Origin of the sequence: Sulfuricurvum sp. (genome assembly GCF_023229695.1) — a bacterium.
Classification (GTDB): Bacteria; Campylobacterota; Campylobacteria; order Campylobacterales; family Sulfurimonadaceae; genus Sulfuricurvum.
The window spans coordinates 1-20490 of sequence record NZ_JALNYS010000026.1; the positions used below are offsets into that span (position 1 = coordinate 1).

The 20490-nt window shown below is 45.3% G+C and carries 14 protein-coding genes; 3 read left to right on the forward strand and 11 right to left on the reverse strand.

Annotation, left to right across the window (positions count from 1 at the left end; genetic code table 11):
• Positions 1 to 149 precede the first annotated feature (149 nt).
• The 6 genes from M0P91_RS14610 to M0P91_RS14635 form a co-directional block, all read right to left on the reverse strand.
• Positions 150 to 965, reverse strand: a complete 816-nt coding sequence (locus M0P91_RS14610) for an HDOD domain-containing protein (RefSeq protein ID WP_295069072.1) — start codon at positions 963 to 965, stop codon at positions 150 to 152.
• A 9-nt stretch (positions 966 to 974) separates the two neighbouring features.
• Positions 975 to 3056, reverse strand: a complete 2082-nt coding sequence (locus tag M0P91_RS14615; RefSeq protein ID WP_295069075.1) for a hypothetical protein — start codon at positions 3054 to 3056, stop codon at positions 975 to 977.
• 4 nt (positions 3057 to 3060) lie between these two features.
• Positions 3061 to 3525, reverse strand: a complete 465-nt coding sequence (locus tag M0P91_RS14620) for a hypothetical protein (protein WP_295069078.1) — start codon at positions 3523 to 3525, stop codon at positions 3061 to 3063.
• 225 nt (positions 3526 to 3750) lie between these two features.
• Positions 3751 to 4653 (reverse strand): transglutaminase family protein, encoded by a 903-nt coding sequence (locus M0P91_RS14625; protein WP_295069080.1) that lies wholly within the window; start codon positions 4651 to 4653, stop codon positions 3751 to 3753.
• Positions 4654 to 4658: 5 nt separating this feature from the next.
• On the reverse strand, positions 4659 to 7148 hold the full coding sequence (locus M0P91_RS14630) for a circularly permuted type 2 ATP-grasp protein (protein ID WP_295069108.1): 2490 nt from the start codon (positions 7146 to 7148) through the stop codon (positions 4659 to 4661).
• Positions 7149 to 7161: 13 nt separating this feature from the next.
• On the reverse strand, positions 7162 to 10539 hold the full coding sequence (locus tag M0P91_RS14635; RefSeq protein WP_295069083.1) for a DUF2126 domain-containing protein: 3378 nt from the start codon (positions 10537 to 10539) through the stop codon (positions 7162 to 7164).
• Between the two features lie 306 nt (positions 10540 to 10845).
• Between M0P91_RS14635 and M0P91_RS14640 the strand changes: the two genes are divergently transcribed.
• Positions 10846 to 11634: an MBL fold metallo-hydrolase gene (locus tag M0P91_RS14640; RefSeq protein WP_295069086.1), complete on the forward strand. Its 789-nt coding sequence runs from the start codon at positions 10846 to 10848 to the stop codon at positions 11632 to 11634.
• Between the two features lie 72 nt (positions 11635 to 11706).
• Entirely contained in the window at positions 11707 to 12414 is a 708-nt protein-coding gene (locus M0P91_RS14645) for a PhnA domain-containing protein (RefSeq protein ID WP_366934090.1), read from the forward strand.
• 16 nt (positions 12415 to 12430) lie between these two features.
• Here M0P91_RS14645 and M0P91_RS14650 read toward each other — a convergent pair whose 3' ends face one another.
• The 4 genes from M0P91_RS14650 to M0P91_RS14665 form a co-directional block, all read right to left on the reverse strand.
• Positions 12431 to 14740: a response regulator gene (locus M0P91_RS14650; protein ID WP_295069089.1), complete on the reverse strand. Its 2310-nt coding sequence runs from the start codon at positions 14738 to 14740 to the stop codon at positions 12431 to 12433.
• A 528-nt stretch (positions 14741 to 15268) separates the two neighbouring features.
• Positions 15269 to 16330 (reverse strand): HipA domain-containing protein, encoded by a 1062-nt coding sequence (locus M0P91_RS14655; protein ID WP_295069093.1) that lies wholly within the window; start codon positions 16328 to 16330, stop codon positions 15269 to 15271.
• Positions 16327 to 16665 carry a HipA N-terminal domain-containing protein gene (locus M0P91_RS14660; protein ID WP_295069096.1) on the reverse strand — a complete coding sequence of 113 codons (339 nt, stop codon included), beginning with the start codon at positions 16663 to 16665 and terminating at the stop codon, positions 16327 to 16329. The genes M0P91_RS14655 and M0P91_RS14660 overlap by 4 nt, the downstream gene beginning before the upstream one ends.
• Positions 16666 to 16675: 10 nt before the next feature.
• Positions 16676 to 16891 (reverse strand): helix-turn-helix transcriptional regulator, encoded by a 216-nt coding sequence (locus tag M0P91_RS14665; protein WP_295069099.1) that lies wholly within the window; start codon positions 16889 to 16891, stop codon positions 16676 to 16678.
• A gap of 620 nt (positions 16892 to 17511) precedes the next feature.
• On the opposite strand from M0P91_RS14665, the gene M0P91_RS14670 reads away from it, so the two are divergent.
• Positions 17512 to 18432 carry a hypothetical protein gene (locus M0P91_RS14670; RefSeq protein WP_295069102.1) on the forward strand — a complete coding sequence of 307 codons (921 nt, stop codon included), beginning with the start codon at positions 17512 to 17514 and terminating at the stop codon, positions 18430 to 18432.
• A 25-nt stretch (positions 18433 to 18457) separates the two neighbouring features.
• Here the strand turns inward: M0P91_RS14670 and M0P91_RS14675 are convergent.
• Positions 18458 to 20490, reverse strand: a 2033-nt coding sequence (locus tag M0P91_RS14675) for a DEAD/DEAH box helicase family protein (RefSeq protein ID WP_295069105.1), incomplete at its 5' end; no start/stop codon positions are given.

The window sequence follows — 20490 nt, forward strand, 5'->3', positions numbered from 1 at the left end:
CGAACCGTTTAACCTGCTTAGTTTTCAATGATCGCAAACTCAAACTCTAAACCTTAACTCAAGGCCTATCAGCGTTTGTGGACGGGAATTATAGGGGAAATATTATGAAATGTCAAGAGAAAATAAAAAGAATTTGAAAAAAAATACTTTTATTCGTATTTTTCGCGTACTCGGCGTGCCGCATGTACAAATCGGATACGGTCGCACCCCATTTGTTCAACAATAGTTGCCCCCGCTTCAATACTGCTATCGCTGAGTTGCTCTTTTACATTGATAGCGGCACGGATCGCTTTTAGTGCAAGAACCATATCTTTGATCTCAGCATTAATCCCCTCTTCTTTTTCAACATTTTCCATTATTTCCGTAAAAACCTCTTCGAAATGCCAATGTTTGAATAATAAAGCAGATATCTGAGCCGATGTTGTCCCTGCAAAGTCATCTTCAGTGGCACCGATCGAATTACTTTGGACCAGAGCATCCCGAAACATATCCCCATAGGAGCTCTCCGTCAGTTCCTTGGCGATAATCACTTTGCCGGTTTCCATGATAAAAGCCAAAGGGATCATGATCTTTGCTTTGGTAACGTCAATCCCCATATACCATTGGAAGGTCAAAGCATTCTGCATCGCACTTATTTTGGAAAATTTTTCATTACTGATGCCGTAAGGAGACATATCGATTTCAAAATTTCGTTCCATCGAGGCTTTAAGCGCCAGCGCACGTACCGTATTAAGTCCAAACAGCGTTACGGCCTGCATGACCGATACGATATGATTTTTAAGTCCGAAAACCGGAGCATTCACTTTTGCCAAGATACCGGAGGTCAGAAGCGGATCGCCTTCAATAATCGAAACAATGGTTTTCATATTCGGTTCGCCGCTGCGAAATGCCTCTTCAAGCTTAATAACCGATTCCGGAAAGGGGGGGAGTGAATTAATTTTGGCTATGATCGATTCAAATCCCATCTTGTACCTTTAATTTTTTTGCTCAGACCGGTCAATTGATAACAACAAGACCGGAAGAATAAACAGATCGCTTAATAATGACATAAACATCAATAAAGTTCCATAAGCTCCGATCAGCTGAAGCGATTGCAGCTGCGTTAATGTCAGCAAAGCAAAAACAATCATAAGGACAACCGCACTGGTAATCGCCGGGACCCCCGAATAAAAGAACATAATTTCCAATGCGTGTTTGCGCGTACGTCCGAAATATCGGCTTCTAAAATATTTATAGGCGAAATGGATAATCGTATCGGATGTCAGACCGACCGAAATCGTCATTGCGATCAATGCTTCAATGCTCAATGCAAAATCAAACAGCATCATAAAAAGGGTAAACCAGATAATCGGAAGGGCATTGGCAACAAAGCCGACAACTCCGATCTGAATCGACCGAAAAATCACCCCCATAATCAAACCGATCATTAACAATGCCGATACCAATGAAAATGCCAACAAAATACTTTTATCCATTTTTGAGCTTTCGGATAGGCTCTCAACGTCCGTAAAATACAACGGAAGTTTTTGATACCCTTCCAGCCACCGTATAATGGACGACTGATCGGCGTTATGAAGTGTAATCGTAATGTTTAACGCATCTTTTTCTATGTAAGCTTGTTTAAGATCATACAGCTCAAGAAAAAACAATGCCTGAAGCAACCGTTGTTCATCTAGGACGGATTGCGGTTTATTGGCCATATCAAGTTGCTTTAAAATCGTCACAATCGAATCGACTTTTGCTATTCCATGATTATCGGCACGGAGCTCTTTCTCAAACGTTTCAATTTTTTGCAAGGTGTTTAAGTCAATCTCTTCAAAAGGTACGTTCAAGGTAATCGTCGTGTGTGTAACGTGTTTGTCAAAAAAACCGTCCGAGGCGGTAGTAACACGAATTGCCATTACGATTAAGACAATAAAAGAGAGTGTCATAAACCCTTTTAATATTTTTGGATTGTAGTGGATCTCCCGATTGGCGAACCAATAACAGATCCGTGCAAAACCGACTTTTGGATGGCTAACCGAAAAATAGCTGAGCAATGCGGGCAAAAATACAATATTGACGATGTAAGCGACTGCGGATGAAACCATCAAACTCATACTCAACATCGTAACAATTTTCGAATCGGCGAAAAGAAGCGATCCTAAACTAATGATTAATACCGGTAATGTCCAAACTGCGGGATGGAGATTTCGATTAATACTCTTTTCAAGGGCACGAATAGGATCATTTTTAAATTGAGACACATGCCAACGATAATAAAAATAGAGGTAATGTCCGATAGCGATACTAACGACCATTAAACTCATGGCAATGTGCATTTGCCTGCTGCCGGTCAAAAGATAAATAATACAAAATGTCCAAATCAATGTAATCAATGTCACACTGATAGCCCCGATTGCCGCAATAAAATTTTTAAATAAAATTTGTGACATCAATAGGATCACAATAATAATGACACCGGCATACCAAAGATAATGCCCAAGTTCAGCTTCAACGACCGGTTCAGAATAGTGAAATTTAAACGGAACCGTGATCGAATCAATAGCAATCGGGGTTTTGGAATGGATCAAAAAATGAAACTCGGTAAAATCGTCGTTGACCATTTGCTCATACGGTTTGGGAAAAGCGGTAACAAAGGTATGAATTTTTTCGGCATCCAAGCGGTTGATGGAAAGTGCCTTCACCAAAGCGGACTCTTCAAAGCTCTGATCGTTATAGACAATATAGGAGGCAAACAACGATTCTACCTGTTCCACACCCGATAAATGTTCAAGCTCGTTTTGGACCAATTGTAACCGTATTTTTGTTTGTTCATCAAAAGAATCGGTTCGGACACTCAACCGCCCGATATAGGTTGCCGTGTACTCTTGTTTACAGGTTTTTTGGAACTGTTTAGATTCGCTTAACCAAAAAAAAGTATCCGAAGAGATCAGTTCGGGTCGGATGAAGGCAAAAATAGCGATAGAGATCACAATAAAAAATCCGATAATAAGGCTACGAAATCGCCGAACAGCGGCTACAAATCCTGAGGTATTGGGGGTATGGTAATACATAAAATTAATCCCGCTCCTTCGCAATAATAAGATATGGACGTTTACTGATTCCGATCTCTTCGGAAACACGTTCGATTTCATCGATTTTTTGTTCGATTTTCGGATCGACGGCCAAAGCCGTTTCAATCTCTTTTTTCCCGACCATCACCTCCAGCGTTTTTTGTAACGGTGCGGAGGATCCGTAAATCGTAGCAATAAGATCGTGGGATTTAAACCGTTTCAGCTCATAAAAAAAGATGTAATAGCGATAGATGCTCCGTATTTTGCTGTTTTCATGAATCATGGAGATAAAATCTTGGGAATGGGGGCATTTGGGATCGACAAAAACATACACCCGGGTCTCCCCTTCCCCATATTGCATCGCATAGTGTTCGATCGGCTGAAGGAGGGCGATCTTTTGTTTGGTAGAGAGCTCTTTTGCAAAAGCTTCTGCCGACGTTAGGGACCACGACAGCAGTACAGTTATCATAATAGACTTCTTGCATAACCTTGTTATGCAAGAAGTTTTCTGCCTCGAAGAGGCAAGCTTTAGCGCCATAGCGGCTAGCGTAGTGCTTTGGGCTTTGCTCAAAGCACGTTTAAAAGAGAGTTCTACAAGAACTCTAATAGAATATAGGGGATAGGTATTACGCTTCATAACGGAATCATAAAGCAATAATATTACGGAAACACTACATATTTGATGAAAAAATAATCACTCTTTGACTTCTTCCCGACTAACATCCACCATAACGTTTAAATGGCTTAAACCACTCCCCTGAACAACCCCTTGGATCGGAGAGATATCGGAATAATCCCTCCCGAACCCCAAAAGAATATGTTGATCTCGGGGAACGATATTATTGGTCGGGTCAAAATCAAACCAGCCCAATTCCGGTAAATAAACCGAAAACCATGCATGGGACGCATCCGAACCAAACAGTTTATCTTCCCCTTTTGGAGGAATCGTCTCGATGTAACCGCTCATATAGCGTGTCGGCAACCCCAATGAGCGCAATGCCGTTATTGCCAGATGGGCAAAATCCTGACACACCCCTTTTTTCGCTTCGAACACCTCATCCACCGGAGTACTGAGATTACTAAATCCCGGAACGAATTTAAAATCTTCAAAAATTCTCCCCATGAATTCCTGAATACTGAGATATAAAGAGCGTTCCGGATGAAATGAAAGTCTGGCATACGCTTCCAGCCCTTCCGATGCCGGAACGAGAAGCGGACTTCTAAGGGTATACTGTTTTGCATCAATCGATTCCGGTGTCCTATACGACAAACGTTTCATCGCCTCTTCAACGCTTAGGGATAAAGAGAGTTCGCGACGTATATCCAATGCCTCTATCGCTTCCTTATCGATCGCCACGCACGATTTTGCAATCACATTCAAAAGGGCATGGGGCTCGCGTACGAGAAGATGGTGCAGGTGGTTTCCGAAATAATCGTTATACTCATCGGTTTCAGTTGCTGCCGGATCCACCGAAAGGGAAAAATCAACTACCGTCTGAACCGGTGTATTACGCGGCTTTAATCGGACTAAATTGTGACTGAAGCTAACCCATTGCTGATACGAAAATTGTGTATTATGATAAATGTGGTACACCATGTTCTCTACTCGTAATAATGTGCGAAATAGGTTTGGGAGAGCTCATTCGAAGCCCGGATCAGCCGCTCCGTAATTTCAGAAAGGAGGGTATCGAGTTCACTCCGGATATATTCATCTGGATTTAACGTGCACAGTACATCGATTTTACTCAATCTCAACATCGAAAATGCCTCAAATATCGGTTTTTCGTATCCGCTTAGATAGGAAGCATGTCTGAATTTTGGAAGATGGGGGAATGCTTTTAGCAAGTGATCCAATTCACTAATCAACGATTTTGGAAATTTGATATCGAGTAATAAAAATTCGGTAACATTTCTAAGCTCTAACGAGGAGCGGTAATGTGCGCGGTACGCATTAAGGCTCTCGCATGTCCCCAGCAGTGTCTCCAGTACCTCATATTCCCCCAACGGATCGTACGAAAGGGTCAGAATGGATCTGGCTTTTGAAATAAGTAACAAGGAGTGTTCAATCCGCTCTCCAATTTCATAGAGGGTCAGCCCCTGTTCGGTAAACAGACTCTCTTTGATCAACTCTTTGTACGCCATAAGCTGTATTAATAAACGGTCCAGTCCGCTGATCATCGAACGCGGAATCGGTTGTTTCTCCTTTGAAAAAGCCCCCCACTCCCGTTCCAAACGGTCAAAAATGCGCCATGCTTCAAGAGAGAGAAGATTTTTGGTACTCGTATTCGCGCCGGAGAGCATTCTCAGCGTATACGACAAGGAACCGGAACGACGTTCGTAAGCCGTGACCGACCATATCTCCTCCATCGCATTTTTTACCTCTTGATCCCCCTCCCCTAAAAATCCCGGATAGCTCATGGTCATATGGGTCAATGCTTTTCGCAATACATTCTGCGCCACCGGATTAAAACGCTGATCATACCGATAGGCATTCGCCATATATTTGACCGTAATACGGATCATTCGTGCCGTCATAATCGCACGGGTCAGGTAGCGTCCCAGCCAAAAAAGGTTCTCCGCACGCAAACTCGGAATCGTCTCCAAAGAGCTCTCCGCACCGATTTTCGGTTTAAACAGATTGATGGAAGGGAACTCTCCGGGTTCTCCTAAAATCCACAGATCCTTACTGCTCCCCCCCGTTTGCCCTGAAACCATCAGCGGATCATTGGTCGCACCGACACGGACCAAACCTCCGGGCATCACATCATATTTCCCCTCTCTGGCAATCGCAAACGAACGGATGACCGCTTTTCTAGGCTCAATCGAATCTTTAATCAGCGTCGGCGTTGTCGCAAACTGCACTTCGTCCTGACCGACAAAAAGGTACGGCTCTTTGAGAATTTTTTCTCTTAGATTCTGCACCTCCTCTTTCGAGAGGCGTTTGCCGTCATAGATATGGTGCCCTTCGCTTTGATCGATTTTTTTGATGATCAACCGTTCAAGATTTTCCAGAACATAGTCGCGCTCTTTTTTTTGACCGCACCACCATGTTGCGATTTGAGGAAGAATCAACTCTTCCTGAAGATAATAACGGGCCAGATACGGCATAAAAGGGTTGAGACCGAGGTTTTCCAATACGCCGCATCCCAAAGGATTGACCATTTCGACCCCGTTTTTGCGTACCGCATGCACCAATCCCGAAACACCGAGCTGAGAGTCCGAACGTAACTCTAACGGATCACAATACCCCTCATCCACACGCCGTAAAATAGCATCGACGCGACGAAGCCCTTTGAGACTTTTAAGCCAAATGCCGCCGTTCTTGGCCAATAAGTCCTGCCCCTGCACCAGCGTCAAACCTAAAAAGGAACTTAGGTAAGCGTGTTCGAAATAGGTTTCATTATGGGGACCCGGGGAGAGGAGGACATGGAGCGGTTCCCCTTTATGATGGGGATTAAGTTCCTGCAGCATCGATTTAAAACTCTCAAAAAAGCTATAAAGCCGTTTGATGGAGATATCATTCAGAAGATCTTGCATCACGCTGTTCATCGTCAGACGGTTTTCTACCGCATACCCCAATCCGGACGGCGCTTGTGTACGGTCGTTGATAATCCACATTTTTCCGTCGGGACCGCGTGCCATATCGGCAGCATAAATACGCAGGGCCGCAGAGGTATGCTTTTTCATATTGACCATTTGACGTATAAAACCGCTGTGAGCGTAAATAATTTCCGGAGCGATAATCCCCTCTTTAATGACACGCTGTTCACTGTAGATATCCCGGTACAACATATCCAGAATTTTAGCCCGCTGCTGAAGTCCCGATTCGATCATTTTCCATTCATTCTCGTCAATAACGAAAGGGATCGGGTCCAGTCTCCACGGACGGCTTATCCCGCTGGGGTCGTTGTACACATTGTAGGTGACACCATTGTCTTCCAAACGCCAATCAATCTCTTTTTGCTTGGCTTGAAGTTGCTCAATTCCAAGCCGATCTAAATTTTCAAACATCCTCTGCCATTGCGGACGGATATTTTTTTCACTGTCCAGCATCTCGTCATAGGGGGAAGAGAAGCGGTAACGCTCAAACATCTGCGTCAACTATTCAACCTTTCATCTCATTGGGACTCCACTTCCGTCGTAAATCCAGAGTATGAGGGTATTCGAGACTGCCGGGAAGCTCTTGATAACTAAAGGATTTCTTCGATGGATGTTTTTCAACGACGCGTCCCGTTTTTTCATCGGATGGCAACTGCTGTTCACGGATCATCGGTTCACGCACCTCTTCGATCTCCCCTTGGGTATGACCGAAGCCCCAAAATCGGCTGATCCGGCGCGATTGGGCTTCGAGGGTGTTAACCGGAAAGGTGTCATAGGAACGCCCGCCCGGATGGGAGACGAAATAGGTAAATCCTCCGACGGAGCGGCGGTTCCACGTGTCCACCAGATCAAAAACCAGCGGCGTATCGACTCCGATCGTCGGATGGAGCGCCGACCACGGCTGCCAGGCCCGGTACCGTACCCCCGAAACGTATTCTCCCTCTACTCCGGTATTCACCAACGGCACTTTTACCCCGTTGCAGGTGAGGACATACCGCTCATCCACAAAATTGGAGACCTTTACCTGCACCCGTTCCAATGACGAATCGACATAGCGGGCCGTCCCCTGCGAACTCGACTCCTCACCTAAAACGTGCCACGGCTCAATCGCACCGCGCAATTCGCAATGAACCCCCTCGATCTGCGTCATACCGTACAAAGGGAAGCGAAATTCAAAGAACGGGTCAAACCAGTCGTTTTCAAACGCATACCCCTCAGCACGCAAAAACTCCACGATATCACGGATATCCTCACGAACATAATGCTCGATCAAAAACTTGTCATGCAGCTGCGTTCCCCACCGCACCAGTTTATGACGGTACGGCTTGCGCCAGAACAACGAGACAAGCGTCCGGATAAGCAGCATCTGCACCAATGACATCTGCGCGTGAGGCGGCATCTCGAAACCTCTCAGTTCCAAAATCCCCAACCGCCCCGTCGAGGAGTCGGGAGAGTAGAGTTTGTCGATACAAAACTCGCTTCGGTGGGTATTTCCCGTCAAATCGGTCAGCATGTGGCGAAACAGTCTGTCCGTCAGCCAAAACGGAATTTGCCCCCCTTCGGGAATCTGGTTAAATGCGATTTCCAGCTCGTAAAGGTTTTCCATCCGGCTCTCATCCACACGCGGCGCCTGAGACGTCGGCCCGATGAACGCGCCGGAAAACAGATACGACAGGCTCGGATGGTGCTGCCAAAACGTCAGCAACGACCTGAGCAGCTCAGGGTTGCGTAAGAGCGGGCTGTCACTCGGGGTCAATCCGCCGATGGTGACGTGATTGCCCCCTCCGGTTCCCCCCTGTTTGCCGTCTTGCATGAATTTGAGCGTCCCCAGACGCGACTGATGCGCCTCGTCGTACAACGTCGTAATGACATCGCTCAGCTCATTCCAGCTCGACGTCGGATGGATATTGACCTCGATCACCCCCGGATCGGGGGTGACCCGCATCCGCTCCAGACGCAAATCGTGCGGAGGCTCATACCCCTCAATCATCACCGCCATGTCCATCGCTTCAGCCGTCTCTTCGATCGATGCCATCAAATCCAGAAACGCTTCCGTATTGGTGATCGGCGGGAGAAAAATAAAGAGTTTCGATTCGCGGATCTCAATACTGAGCGCGGTGCGGACAAAAACGCTGTAGTCGGCCGTTTTTTTGGTCGATTTGGTCACCTTTGCCGCCCGCTCTTTGACCGCAGTGTGATATTCGCCCAAGGAGGGAAAAGCGGCAAACAGATCGGGCTCAAAACTCTGTTCCAGCTCCTCATGTGGTTTATGGGCCAACGAATCCAGCGGCAGGCGCAATCCGACCGGAGAGGTTCCCGGCGCGAGAAACAGCTGTGGACGGCGGAATTCCCATCGGCACGTTATCCATCGTGTCGTCCCCCAGTTCAGAGGCAGTACGAAACCGGCCGGTTTATCGATCCCGCTGGAGAGGCTCTCCGCCAGGGCGCGGCGCTCCAGTGAATCTTTGAGATTCGCTTTTTTGGGATCGATATCGATCGGAAGAAGCGACTCTTGCAGCAACGCGACGAGGGGATCGTTATAGGCATCGTGAATGTTCTGATCGCTGATCCCCAGATTCAGACACAGGCGCGCCAAAAAGGCTCTCGCATCCTCGGGAGTGTACTCGAATTTTTGGTCCAAACTGGCCAACAGCTCGGGATTTTTCCAGATCGGCTGACCGTCTTTACGCCAGATAATCGTCGACATCCACCTCGGCAACGGCTCGCCCGGATACCATTTCCCCTGTGCATGGTGCAGCAATCCCCCTTTTCCAAAGGTACTCAGAAGCCGGCGGGCCAGAACATTGGCCCTCTCCCGTTTATGTTCACCGTCGGCTTCGGTGTTCCATTCGGCCGATTCCATGTCATCGATCGAGACGAATGTCGGTTCTCCTCCCATCGTCATACGCACGTCGTTTGCCATAAGCTCTTTGTCGACTTCAAATCCCAAATCGTCAATCGCTTTCCACTGCTCTTCACGGTAAGGCTTCGTCACCCGGGGCGATTCAAAGACTCTCGTCACCGTATTGGAGTAGGTAAATTCTACTTCGCACTTATCCATTGCCCCCTCTACCGGAGCCGCACTTTCAGGATTCGGAGTACACGCCAGAGGGATGTGCCCCTCTCCCGCAAACAACCCGCTCGTCGCATCCAGACCGATCCATCCCGCACCCGGGATATAGACCTCCGTCCACGCGTGCAGATCGGTAAAATCTGCATCCGGACCGCTGGGACCGTCAAGCGATTTGACATCGGCGGCAAGCTGCACGAGATAGCCCGAGACAAAACGGGCCGCAAGCCCGAGATGACGAAGCACCTGAACAAACAGCCACGCGAAATCGCGGCATGACCCGAGTTTATTTCCCAACGTCACTTCACACGTCTGGACTCCCGGTTCCATCCGTACGGTGTAATCAAGGTATTGGTTAAGCTTCGTATTGAGTCCAACCAAAAAATCATTGATCGGGGCTTCGCTCAGATCCAGCGTTTTTAAAAACTTTTGCAGTTTTTTCCCTTTTTCGGTCGCTTCAAGGTAGGGGATCAACTCTTTTTTTAACTCTTTTTTATACTTGAACGGAAAATTGGTTGCATACTCTTCGACAAAAAAGTCGAACGGGTTGATGCTCACCAACTCGGCCAGTACCTCGACATCGATGGAGAGTTCCGTCGTTTTCTCCGGAAATACGATTCGGGCAAGATAATTGCCGAAAGGGTCTTGCTGCCAATTGATAAAATGGCTATCCGGCTTGATCTTAAGAGAATAAGATTCTATCGGTGTTCGGCTATGAGGTGCCGGGCGGAGACGGATAACATGGGGAGAAAGATTGATAGGTTTATCGAAAGTGTAATGAGTTTTATGAGAGAGGACAACTTTAAGCGACATCGGATTCCTTTGCGCGGCATATTTAACTATAGAGTAAGGATAACACAACTTATGCCAAAAAAACGAATCGAATCCCCCTTCCACGGATGGAGCAATGCAAAACCCTTTTTTTTATACTATAATCTGATATTACGCACTTTTCGGGCAAAGCCCGTAAAGTGGCAGGGACTAAAGTCCCTACAACCCCCTAAAGCTTCCCGTATCTTTCCGGATACGGGAGATTACTAACCTTTTCGCACTTGTTTAGACAAGCTGTATAAGGTCAGCTATACTCTAGTTTTATCGATCGGCTAAAGGCAGAAAAGTATGGATTACATCGAATTCTTGGGAACCGGCGGTACGCGAACACCGGTGCAGGGGACAACATGCCTTAGAGTCTCTCCCCGATGCGTCATCGATGCCGGTAACCTCATCAACGCTTTCGGTGATGAGATTTTTACGATCGAACATATTTTTCTGACCCATTCCCATCTTGACCACATCATCGATATTCCGTTTCTTGCCGATCTCTTTGTCACCCGCAAATCAACCTCTTTGAAAATATACGGGCTCCAAGCGACATTGGACGATCTGCGCCAATGCATTTTCAACCATCGTATTTGGCCCAATTTTGAAGAGATCCAACTTATCGGTCATTCCGAACAAACGATTCAGCTCATTGAGATTCAACCCGAAGAACGTTACGATATCGACGGAATCACCCTCATCCCGTTTAAAACCGACCATACTGACGGCAGTTGCGGTTATCTGATCGAAAAAGGGGGGGGAGGAATTTTATTTACCGCCGATACCTACCGATGCAGCCGCATATGGGAACTGCTCGATACCAAGCCCCATATCCATTCGCTGGTTATCGAAGTCTCCTTCCCCTCCAGTTTTGAGAAATTGGCCCATGACAGTAAACATCTGACCCCCGCGCTTTTAGAGAGTGAGCTGGCGTGCTGTGGCCGAAACGATTTTTCCGTCTATGTCATGCATCTCAAAGTGCTCTTTGCCGCAACGATTACCCATGAACTGGCAATGGGGAATTTACTCAAAAACGGAGGGGCCATTCTCGCCGATCATGACCGGATCGCTTTTGTAAAACAGGGCTAGTTTCCGCGCTATCTTATTTTTCAAGAACTTTTTGCGATAATACGCCCAGAAAACTTCTTGCATAACAAGGTTATGCAAGAAGTTTTCTGCCTCGAAGAGGCAAGCTTTAGCGCCATAGCGGCTAGCGTAGTGCTTTGGGCTTTGCTCAAAGCACGTTTAAAAGAGAGTTCTGCAAGAACTCTAATAAATCGAAAAGGGAAAGATACAATGAACGTAGAACAAACACTAATCGAACGAAGCAATAATCAGTGTGAACTCTGTGGAGCACAAGAGGAACTGGGGGTTTATCCGGTCCTTCCGAGTGACGGATCGGAGGATCAATCCATTTATATCTGTGAAACCTGCAAAAATCAAATTGAAAATCCTGAGAATCTTGACCGCAACCACTGGCGCTGTTTAAGTGACAGCATGTGGAGTCAGGTCCCTGCCGTACAGGTGATGTCCTATCGTCTCCTCAGCGCTTTGGGAGATCAGGATCAACTCGACATGCTCTACCTCGAAGAAGAGGTAAAAAACTGGGCAGATCAAGGGCTTCTCACTTCCAAAACAACCGACAATACTACGGCCCTTCTCCATCGCGACAGCAACGGTACCCTGTTGGCGGAGGGGGATACCGTTACCCTGATCAAAGATTTGGAGGTCAAAGGGGCCGGCTTCACCGCCAAACGGGGGACAATCGTTAAAAATATCCATCTCACCGATGATCCAAAATACATCGAGGGAAAAATCAACGGGACCCAAATCGTCCTGGTCGCCGCGTATATGAAAAAATCCAACTGATTTGAGTTTCGGTTATTTATCGCTTCAGGAGATCGGAGATTTCCCGATGGACGGTCTCCAGCATCGCGTGTAACCGCCCGTACATCTCTTCATAATCTACCTCTTTTTTCTCACGGGCGGAGAGTTCAAATTGACGGGTAAGCTCTTCGATCGGAGAAAACCGGAGATTTCCCGCCGCCCCTTTGATCGCATGGGCGCACTCCATAATTTTCTGAAAATCTTTTACCCTTACAGCCTCTTTGAGTTCTCCGAACGATTTTTCCGAACTCCCGACAAAAGCCTTTAACAATCGGTGAATAATCCCGTCCGGAAGAGGAAGTTCCTCTTTAAGCCGCACCACATCCAAAATAGCTAAAGGCAAGGGTGTACTCTCCGGCGGCGATGGAGTGTTTCGCTCCGATAATTGCGGGATGTAGGCCATCAAAATAGTTTCAAGGGAACTCATGCTTATGGGTTTTGAAAGGTACTCGTCAAAGCCATACTCCAAAAACCGTTCCCGATCTCCGGCCATCGCATTGGCCGTCAAAGCAACCACCGGAGTTCGTATCCCCTTTTTTTTGATCGAAGCTACCGCTTCAATACCGCTGAGCTCCGGCATATTGATATCCATCAAAATGAGATCATAAAGGGCATTATCCAATAAATCGAGGGTCTGCTGCCCATTTTCGGCAATGACGGGGGTAAGGTTGTACCGTTTCAGATACTCTTCGATCAGTATCTGATTGACCTGATTATCCTCTGCCACCAAAACCGTACCTGAGAATCGGAGGAGACTCGCCCCTTTCGGCACAATCTCCCGTGCGGCAACAAATGAGGAGCCGGGATGTTCGGAGAGACCGGTTTTCACCTCGATATCAAAATAAAAATCGCTCCCTTTTTCCGATTCGCTATTGACCTTCAATACTCCCCCCATAATCGATACCAAATGGGCACTGATCGACAAACCAAGCCCCGTCCCCCCATATTTTCGGGTCGTCGAGGTATCGGCCTGGGCAAAGGCTTCAAAAATCTTCTGCTGCTGCGACAGGGGTATCCCGATGCCGCTGTCTTTGACGCCGATACGGATTTTTGTTTTCTCATTACCCTGTTCCAAAAATGTTGCATAAAAAAGAATTTTCCCCCCCTCCGGGGTAAACTTCGCCGCATTGCTCAACAAATTGGAGATCACCTGCCCTATCCGAAGCAAATCGATATAGATGCATTCTGAAATCAGCGGATCAATCTCTACACTGAGGGTAATCGCTTTCTTTTCGACCTTTGTACTGAAAAGCTGCGCTATTTTGTCAAATTCAATAATCGGATTGACAGGGGTAATATCCAGTTCCAGTTTACCGCTCTCAAGCTTCGAATAATCGAGAATATCATTAATGATCCCCAATAACGTATGGGTACTGCTGTTGATGATATCAAGATAACGGGCTTGCTTCGGGTTTAATTCACTGTGGCCGAGCAATGCGGTAAAGCCGAGAATACCGTTCATCGGCGTACGGATTTCATGACTCATATTCGCCAGAAAATCCCCTTTCATCTTCGCGGCCGCATGGGCCTCCTCTTTGGCTTGTTGCAGCTCAGTGATATCTTCACGCAGCCCGATATACTCGACAATCGTCCCGTTCGGATCCAAAATAGGGGAGATGGTGGTCCGAACCGTATACGGTTTCCCGTTTTTGGTGCGGTTGTTCAGTATTCCGTGCCATATTTGTTTCGATTGTATCGTTTTCCAAAGATCTTCAAACACGTAGGAGGACATATCGGGATCACGGACAAGATTGTGCGGTTGACCGATCAGCTCTTCACGGCTGTATCCGCTTATTTTGCAAAACATATCGTTGACGTAGGTAATAATACCGCGCGTATCGGCTTTGGAGACAATCACCGATTTATCCACGATGGTTTTATACTGATCGAGAAGGGCATTGCTTTTCTCGATTTCCCGTTCCAGCACTTTGGTCCGGGCTACCTCTTCCACTTTGGCAATCAAATCGTGTTTCTGAAGCGGTTTGGGGAGAAATGAGGTGATCCCCTGCGCAATCGCCTCAATCAAGATATCCAGATTTTTAAGTCCCGTCGAGAGGATAAACGGAATTGTTTTGTTTGCCTCGCGAACCGATTTTAAAAACTCGATGCCGTTCATCACCGGCATATCGATATCGCTGATAATCAAATCGATTGCACCCTCTTTAAAGCGGGCAAGCCCTTCTTCTCCGTTGGAAGCACTATACAGCGTCTCTACCCTCCGTTGGAGAATTTGCCCCAGCTGTTCGAGAACAGAGGGTTCATCATCCACAATCAATACCGATATCGGAAGTCTTTTTCTTTCGTTCACGACGCTTCCCCTCTTTTTTGAACTGATGTTATGCACTTTTCGCTCATATCCCGTAAAGTGGCAGGGACTAAAGTCCTACAACCCCCAAAACAAGCGAAGCGCTCCCGAAGGGATGTTTCCTGAAAACAAGCGAAGCGCTCCCGAAGGGATGTTTCCTGAAAACAAGCGAAGCGCTCCCAAAGGGATGTTACCCGTATCTTCCGGATGCGGGAGATTACTAACCTTGTCGCACTTTTTTAAACAAGCTGCGTAAGGTCAGTAACTAAGTATACTCTCGTCATTCCGTGCTACGACACGGAAGCAAATGCAAGAGATGGATCCCGTATCAAGTACGGGATGACAAAATGTGTATATACAGTTAAAGATAGACGATATTACACTTGATTGTTGAATGGACAATGTGATAGTTTTTTCTAATAAGGAAAATAACTTGAAGTTTTGGTGGAGGAGTCCACCACCAAACTAAACCGATCTTCATCCCTATTTTAGGAGAACTGTGCAGAGTTAAAAAAATAAATGTACTTACTTTTAACCTGCTGTAGTTTTCACCTCTTCTAAATAGGCTTGAGCCAATGGCTTAATGACGGAATCAAACTCAAAACCATGTTGTGACATAGTGTAGCACAATCTTTTTTGAATTCTCTCCGTAAAATTAGTGATATACGCCATTTTACCACGCTCGCTCATAAATGATTCTATGATCATTTGCTCTGCCGTTTTCACATTCGAAAAAATATCTTGGTAAATTTTTATAAGACGCTTTGGAGGGATACCGATCATAATCCCAAACACCTCACAATCTTCCAAAGAATAAAAGCCTAAAGCCCCATAAGACTTTGTTTCATGATGAGTGAATAGATCCAATCCCATCTCACCGAACTCTTCGTTGATGTGGTATTTGGTATAGAGGAGATCATAGTTAGGAGTAAAATCGAGATCCCGTCGCCCCTGGGGTCGATGAAGCGAAAAGTTTTTCAGATGCGCGTCACCGTTTCCGATAAGATAGTTAAAAATAACGCGACGATAAAAGTCCTCTATGGCACTCGAACTTGCCGCCATGACCTCTTTCGCTCTCAGGGCAATCGCTTCATAACTCGAATCGTATTTATAGTTCGCACCGCCCGTCTCTTCACTCATCCCGATGATCGATGCGAAATCTTCCTGATCGAGCTTGGTTCCGTCTTTGGCATAATCAAATCGTTTTACGAGATATGCCATTTCGCCGTTACTGAAATGGATAATCGCATTTGCCGCTGTCGGGATTTTAAAAACTTGCTTGGAAAGCTGCATACTCAGATGTTCATTCGCAACAATATCTTCGGAGTGTTTTAACTGCGTTGCCGGGACAGGTTTTAAGATAAACTCCCCCTTATCGGTTGTCGGGACGAGATCGTTCCCCTCAAGCCGTAGAGAAATTTTGTCCTGAACACCGGAGATAGAGATGCGTGTCGCTTGGGATTGGCGGTACTCGTAAAATTCTTTTATATCGAATTTCAGATGATTGATATGACGCCCATTGAACAGCTCTTTTTTGCATTTCGGACAATACTCACCTGAAGCAATCGGCTTGAAGCATCCAAAACATTTCATGATTTATCCTCACTCTCTATGAGCTCTTTGATGGAGATTGATCCGATTGTATTGCTCATCGTCGTTTTCAGCAACCGTGTAAAAAGGTCATTCTCATCAATGCGGAGTGCTTTACATTGGATGGTTTTAGCACTTCCCTCTGCTAACATATTCGCGAAGAAGGGGAAAAGAACGGGTGAAATATAGCTCTCTGCTCGCAAAGGCAACCCTACCGAAATCGGGAGCGCCAATGGATCGTTTAAGTAGCCCTGATCGTAAATAAACTGATATTCTCCATTCTCTTTCGATACGATCCCGACAAATCTTTCATTGCGAAACACTTCACCTTTTTGCATCTATCTTGTCCTATGCTTTTTCTTTAACACGCACTACAATCTCTAATCCAAGCACATCGAGTATTTTTTCCAGATTGAGGAGCGAAATATTGCCTTTGGCATTTTCGAGCGTAGACAAAGTTGTTTTGCTAATCTGTGCATAATCACAAACCTGCTCTTGCTCCATATTGATTTCAGTCCGTCTGGATGCAATAGCACTTCCAATGAGTGAACGAATATCATCCATAGAGGCTCCAGTGTTAATATATTGTAAGTATAGCAGTGATTAGGAGATTTATGGTCAATAAAATAGCTATATTTTCAATATATTGTAAATGTAAATGAAAAAGGCACCTAAACTCCTTAAATCTTTATAAACTTTCCAGAATCTATTTATTGAGTTGTATCCCCTAAATGGGGATTGAATTGAGGGGCATGATTTTTCGATAAAAATCATTCTCTTCCTTTCTCAATGCATTAATAACTGAGAAGTCATGAGTGAAGCCTGATTCAATTGCGATACGAACTTCGGACAATAAATAAATACTAACCCGATCTCTCTTCCCCGTATTTACGGGGGTTTTCATCCTCTTACAAGCAAAAATAGAAACCGTAGAAAACATCGCACATAGTCCCTCAAAAAATATTCGCATCACAAGTTCAAAATGGTTGATAGGCTTTTGTTTTTAAACATATACATGTGAAAAATCGGTGGAGCTCAGATCTACCTACGGGAAAATCACACCATCGCAATCAAAAGAGCCGAGGTTCAGCGCAACTCGTCAAAAACGTAGATTGACTTAACAACTTGCCGGACGGCGGCTTAATCCGTTCATTATATTTTTATGAATTAGAGGAAAAAAATTTATGCGTGGGAGTGTTTATTTTCAATCGGCGGAATTGTTAAAAATTTTGTTTGTAGCCGGAGCAAAAAAAACGGAGCGGATCGATCCAAAGCATCCATACTGGAACAAAATATCATCATACGGGACTGCCTCGACTTATCGCGCCGCTTGGGAGAATTTTTTTCATTATTTACGCGAACATTGGTCAATAAAAGATCCCGAAATTATCACCGGTGATATGGTCGGTTCTTATATGGATTTCAAAGTTTTAAATCACCCAAGTAAACAATATTTGGAGAAGCTCAGCGCATCCATGGGAGCTCTGGAAAGAGCATTAAAATTTTATACTCAAAACAAATATGGCGTAGCAAAAGAATACGATTTTTCAGTGCGCCAATTTATCTTAAATGAGTCAAGAAATTTAGATCTTGTCGCAGACAATTATCACAATCGAGCGTATGAAAATCCAGAACTTTTGATCGAATCACTATCCGAACCTTTACATCGTTTAGCAGCAAAAACTCAACTAAGCGGAGGCTGTAGACTCGAAGGGGTGAGCCTAATAAAAATTGATCAATTGCGGGGTATTCAATTTGATCCAATCACCTCTACAAATAAAACCGCAGTTTTTACGAAAGAGAAGGGAGGCAAGGGATCAGACATATTAATTTCGCATGAAATTTATGCAGAACTTTTAGAACATATTTCTATTCACAAGCACTTTAAAATTGATCGTCAAAAATATTCAACCGATATTCGTGAAACCTGCAAAAAATTAGGTATTCCAGCCGAAGGTTCACATGCATTCAGGTGGAATTTTGCGAAGCGTCGTATGATGGAATACACTCATGCCGGTTATACTTATGAGCAAAGCCTTCAAGCGATTAGCTGGGAACTTAAACATAATCGCGCCTCGATCAGTGAACACTATTTAGGCGGATAGTTTCTCAATATAAAGTGCCATTATTTTAAACGAATAAACCTGTCCCAAAAAATGACAATTTTTCTTGAACCGAATACCCCATCTTCTTATACCCTTTGAGCCGTTTTGTAAAACTGCTTTTGAGCAGCGGCACTTCATGATCGATAAAATCGATGGCTAAACACTCCTGTCCTTGTCGGCCGATTCGTCCGAGATACTGAACCATACGTTCATCATAGGATATCGGCATCGTAAAGACAACCGTATCCAAATGACCGATATCGATCCCTTCACCGATATAACTGCTGGTGGAGAGAATGATCGAGGCATCGGGGGTTTGGGCGAACTGTTCGCGTTTCATTTTCGTTCCCATCGCCCCATAGAGTAATAGTGCGTCAATATTCTCTTGTTTGAGGCGATGCCACAAATGATTTAGATGCTCGATCCGCTCACTAAGTACCAATACTTTTCTATGTCTGAGTGTTTTAATCTCATCGATAATCAGTTGATTACGGTCATTGTCTTCACTCAGCTCACCTAGAATCATGGAAAAGTGACCCAGTAAAGTCTCATATTGAGTCGGAACTGTTTTGAGGTGATGTCGTTGGGTGGTTGACTTTTTGATCTCATGGACAATCTCGCCACATTGCAGACGCATGATCGCTTCCATACCGTCTTTACGTTTAGGGGTGGCACTTAGACCAACGACATATTTGCCTTTAAACCGTTTCAGTGGTATTTCAAACGATACGGCAGGAATATGATGCGCTTCATCGATAATGATTTGTGAATATTCCTCTATCAATTCGGGACGGTTTTTGAGTGATTGAAGGGTAGCTACATCTAACGAACCATTCAGAGAGTTTTTCCCTTTCCCTAAAAGTCCGATAGTTTTGCCGTCAATAGAGAAATAACTCATAAGTCTCTCTTTCCACTGATCGATGAGCGCCGTTTTATTGACAAGAATGAGAGTTTTTACACTTCGTGCTGCAATAATTGCCGAGGCTACCGCTGTTTTTCCAAATCCGGGCGGAGCGATAAGGAGCGCGTAATCATAATACATCAGGGAATTAAAGACATCAACTTGCTGTGGTCGTAGTTCCAATACCAATGGTGGAGTTACTGTTTTTTCGAGAAGGCGTTTGTCTTGAAACTCCAATTTGATTTTATGTTTCACTCCCAATCGGCGTAACGGTTCCAGAAGACCTCTCGGTAAAACGATGTAGCGTTCATTCAGATCATAGGTCGAAACAATACGCGGTGTATTGAACGTGGAGAGTCGTTGTTTCTGGCGCATGAAGAATTCTGGGTTATAGAACGATGCCATCCGCTTCAACAGGTTTAGGAACGATTTGCTTAACCCTTCAAATTCAACATAAATCGAGTCGTGCAATACCAGCTTGAGCCGCTTTGGAGGGGAGAGTTTAACCTTTTCAATTTCCCACGGCATTAATGTTTCTTCTGCTCCTAAGGATTGAGCATACGTTTGAATCAATGCACTGAGCCGAGAAGGGGTAATTTTGGAAACACCGCTCAAATAGCTCCATTGATCGCTGTATGGCTGGAGGGTATCAATATCGACAAATACCGTTTTGCCTTCGTTGCGTGAACCGTAATGGAGTGGAAGAGCGATTAAGTTACCCAATCCATCATAAGGGACGTAATCTTGGTTTGGAAAGAGGCGATCAAAGCTTTTCATATCGATCCCGTCACTGTGATCCATCGCTTTGGTAATGATCAGGTCACCCAATATACGTGCATCTCGTGCTCGGACGTTGTGAGAAAAGAAAAACCAGATATGGATACCGTTGCCCGATTTAGAGATTTCAAATGACGGGGTTACTCCCATTTCGAGGCATACGGTATTGATTGCTCTAGCGTCATTTAGAAAGCTCGATTTATCCAAATCTATAGCGAGGAACGAACAAAAGGATTGATCTTTCACCGCATAGGTACCGATACGGACTTTACCCTCAAGATGCGATTGTATTACGGCATCGGTGAGAGGAAGATAATCGTTTCCTTGAAAGGTAGCCGTTTTTGGAAAATACCCTTTCTTTAGTCCATCACCGCTGATCC

Bases quoted from the DNA above. Each gene is read 5' to 3' on its own strand.
- M0P91_RS14610 (WP_295069072.1), bottom strand. From the start codon at position 965: ATGGGATTTGAATCGATCATAGCCAAAATTAATTCACTCCCCCCCTTT.
- M0P91_RS14615 (WP_295069075.1), bottom strand. From the start codon at position 3,056: ATGTATTACCATACCCCCAATACCTCAGGATTTGTAGCCGCTGTTCGG.
- M0P91_RS14620 (WP_295069078.1), bottom strand. From the start codon at position 3,525: ATGATAACTGTACTGCTGTCGTGGTCCCTAACGTCGGCAGAAGCTTTT.
- M0P91_RS14625 (WP_295069080.1), bottom strand. From the start codon at position 4,653: ATGGTGTACCACATTTATCATAATACACAATTTTCGTATCAGCAATGG.
- M0P91_RS14630 (WP_295069108.1), bottom strand. From the start codon at position 7,148: ATGTTTGAGCGTTACCGCTTCTCTTCCCCCTATGACGAGATGCTGGAC.
- M0P91_RS14635 (WP_295069083.1), bottom strand. From the start codon at position 10,539: ATGTCGCTTAAAGTTGTCCTCTCTCATAAAACTCATTACACTTTCGAT.
- M0P91_RS14640 (WP_295069086.1), top strand. From the start codon at position 10,846: ATGGATTACATCGAATTCTTGGGAACCGGCGGTACGCGAACACCGGTG.
- M0P91_RS14645 (WP_366934090.1), top strand. From the start codon at position 11,707: ATGCAAGAAGTTTTCTGCCTCGAAGAGGCAAGCTTTAGCGCCATAGCG.
- M0P91_RS14655 (WP_295069093.1), bottom strand. From the start codon at position 16,330: ATGAAATGTTTTGGATGCTTCAAGCCGATTGCTTCAGGTGAGTATTGT.
- M0P91_RS14660 (WP_295069096.1), bottom strand. From the start codon at position 16,665: ATGCAAAAAGGTGAAGTGTTTCGCAATGAAAGATTTGTCGGGATCGTA.
- M0P91_RS14665 (WP_295069099.1), bottom strand. From the start codon at position 16,891: ATGGATGATATTCGTTCACTCATTGGAAGTGCTATTGCATCCAGACGG.
- M0P91_RS14670 (WP_295069102.1), top strand. From the start codon at position 17,512: ATGCGTGGGAGTGTTTATTTTCAATCGGCGGAATTGTTAAAAATTTTG.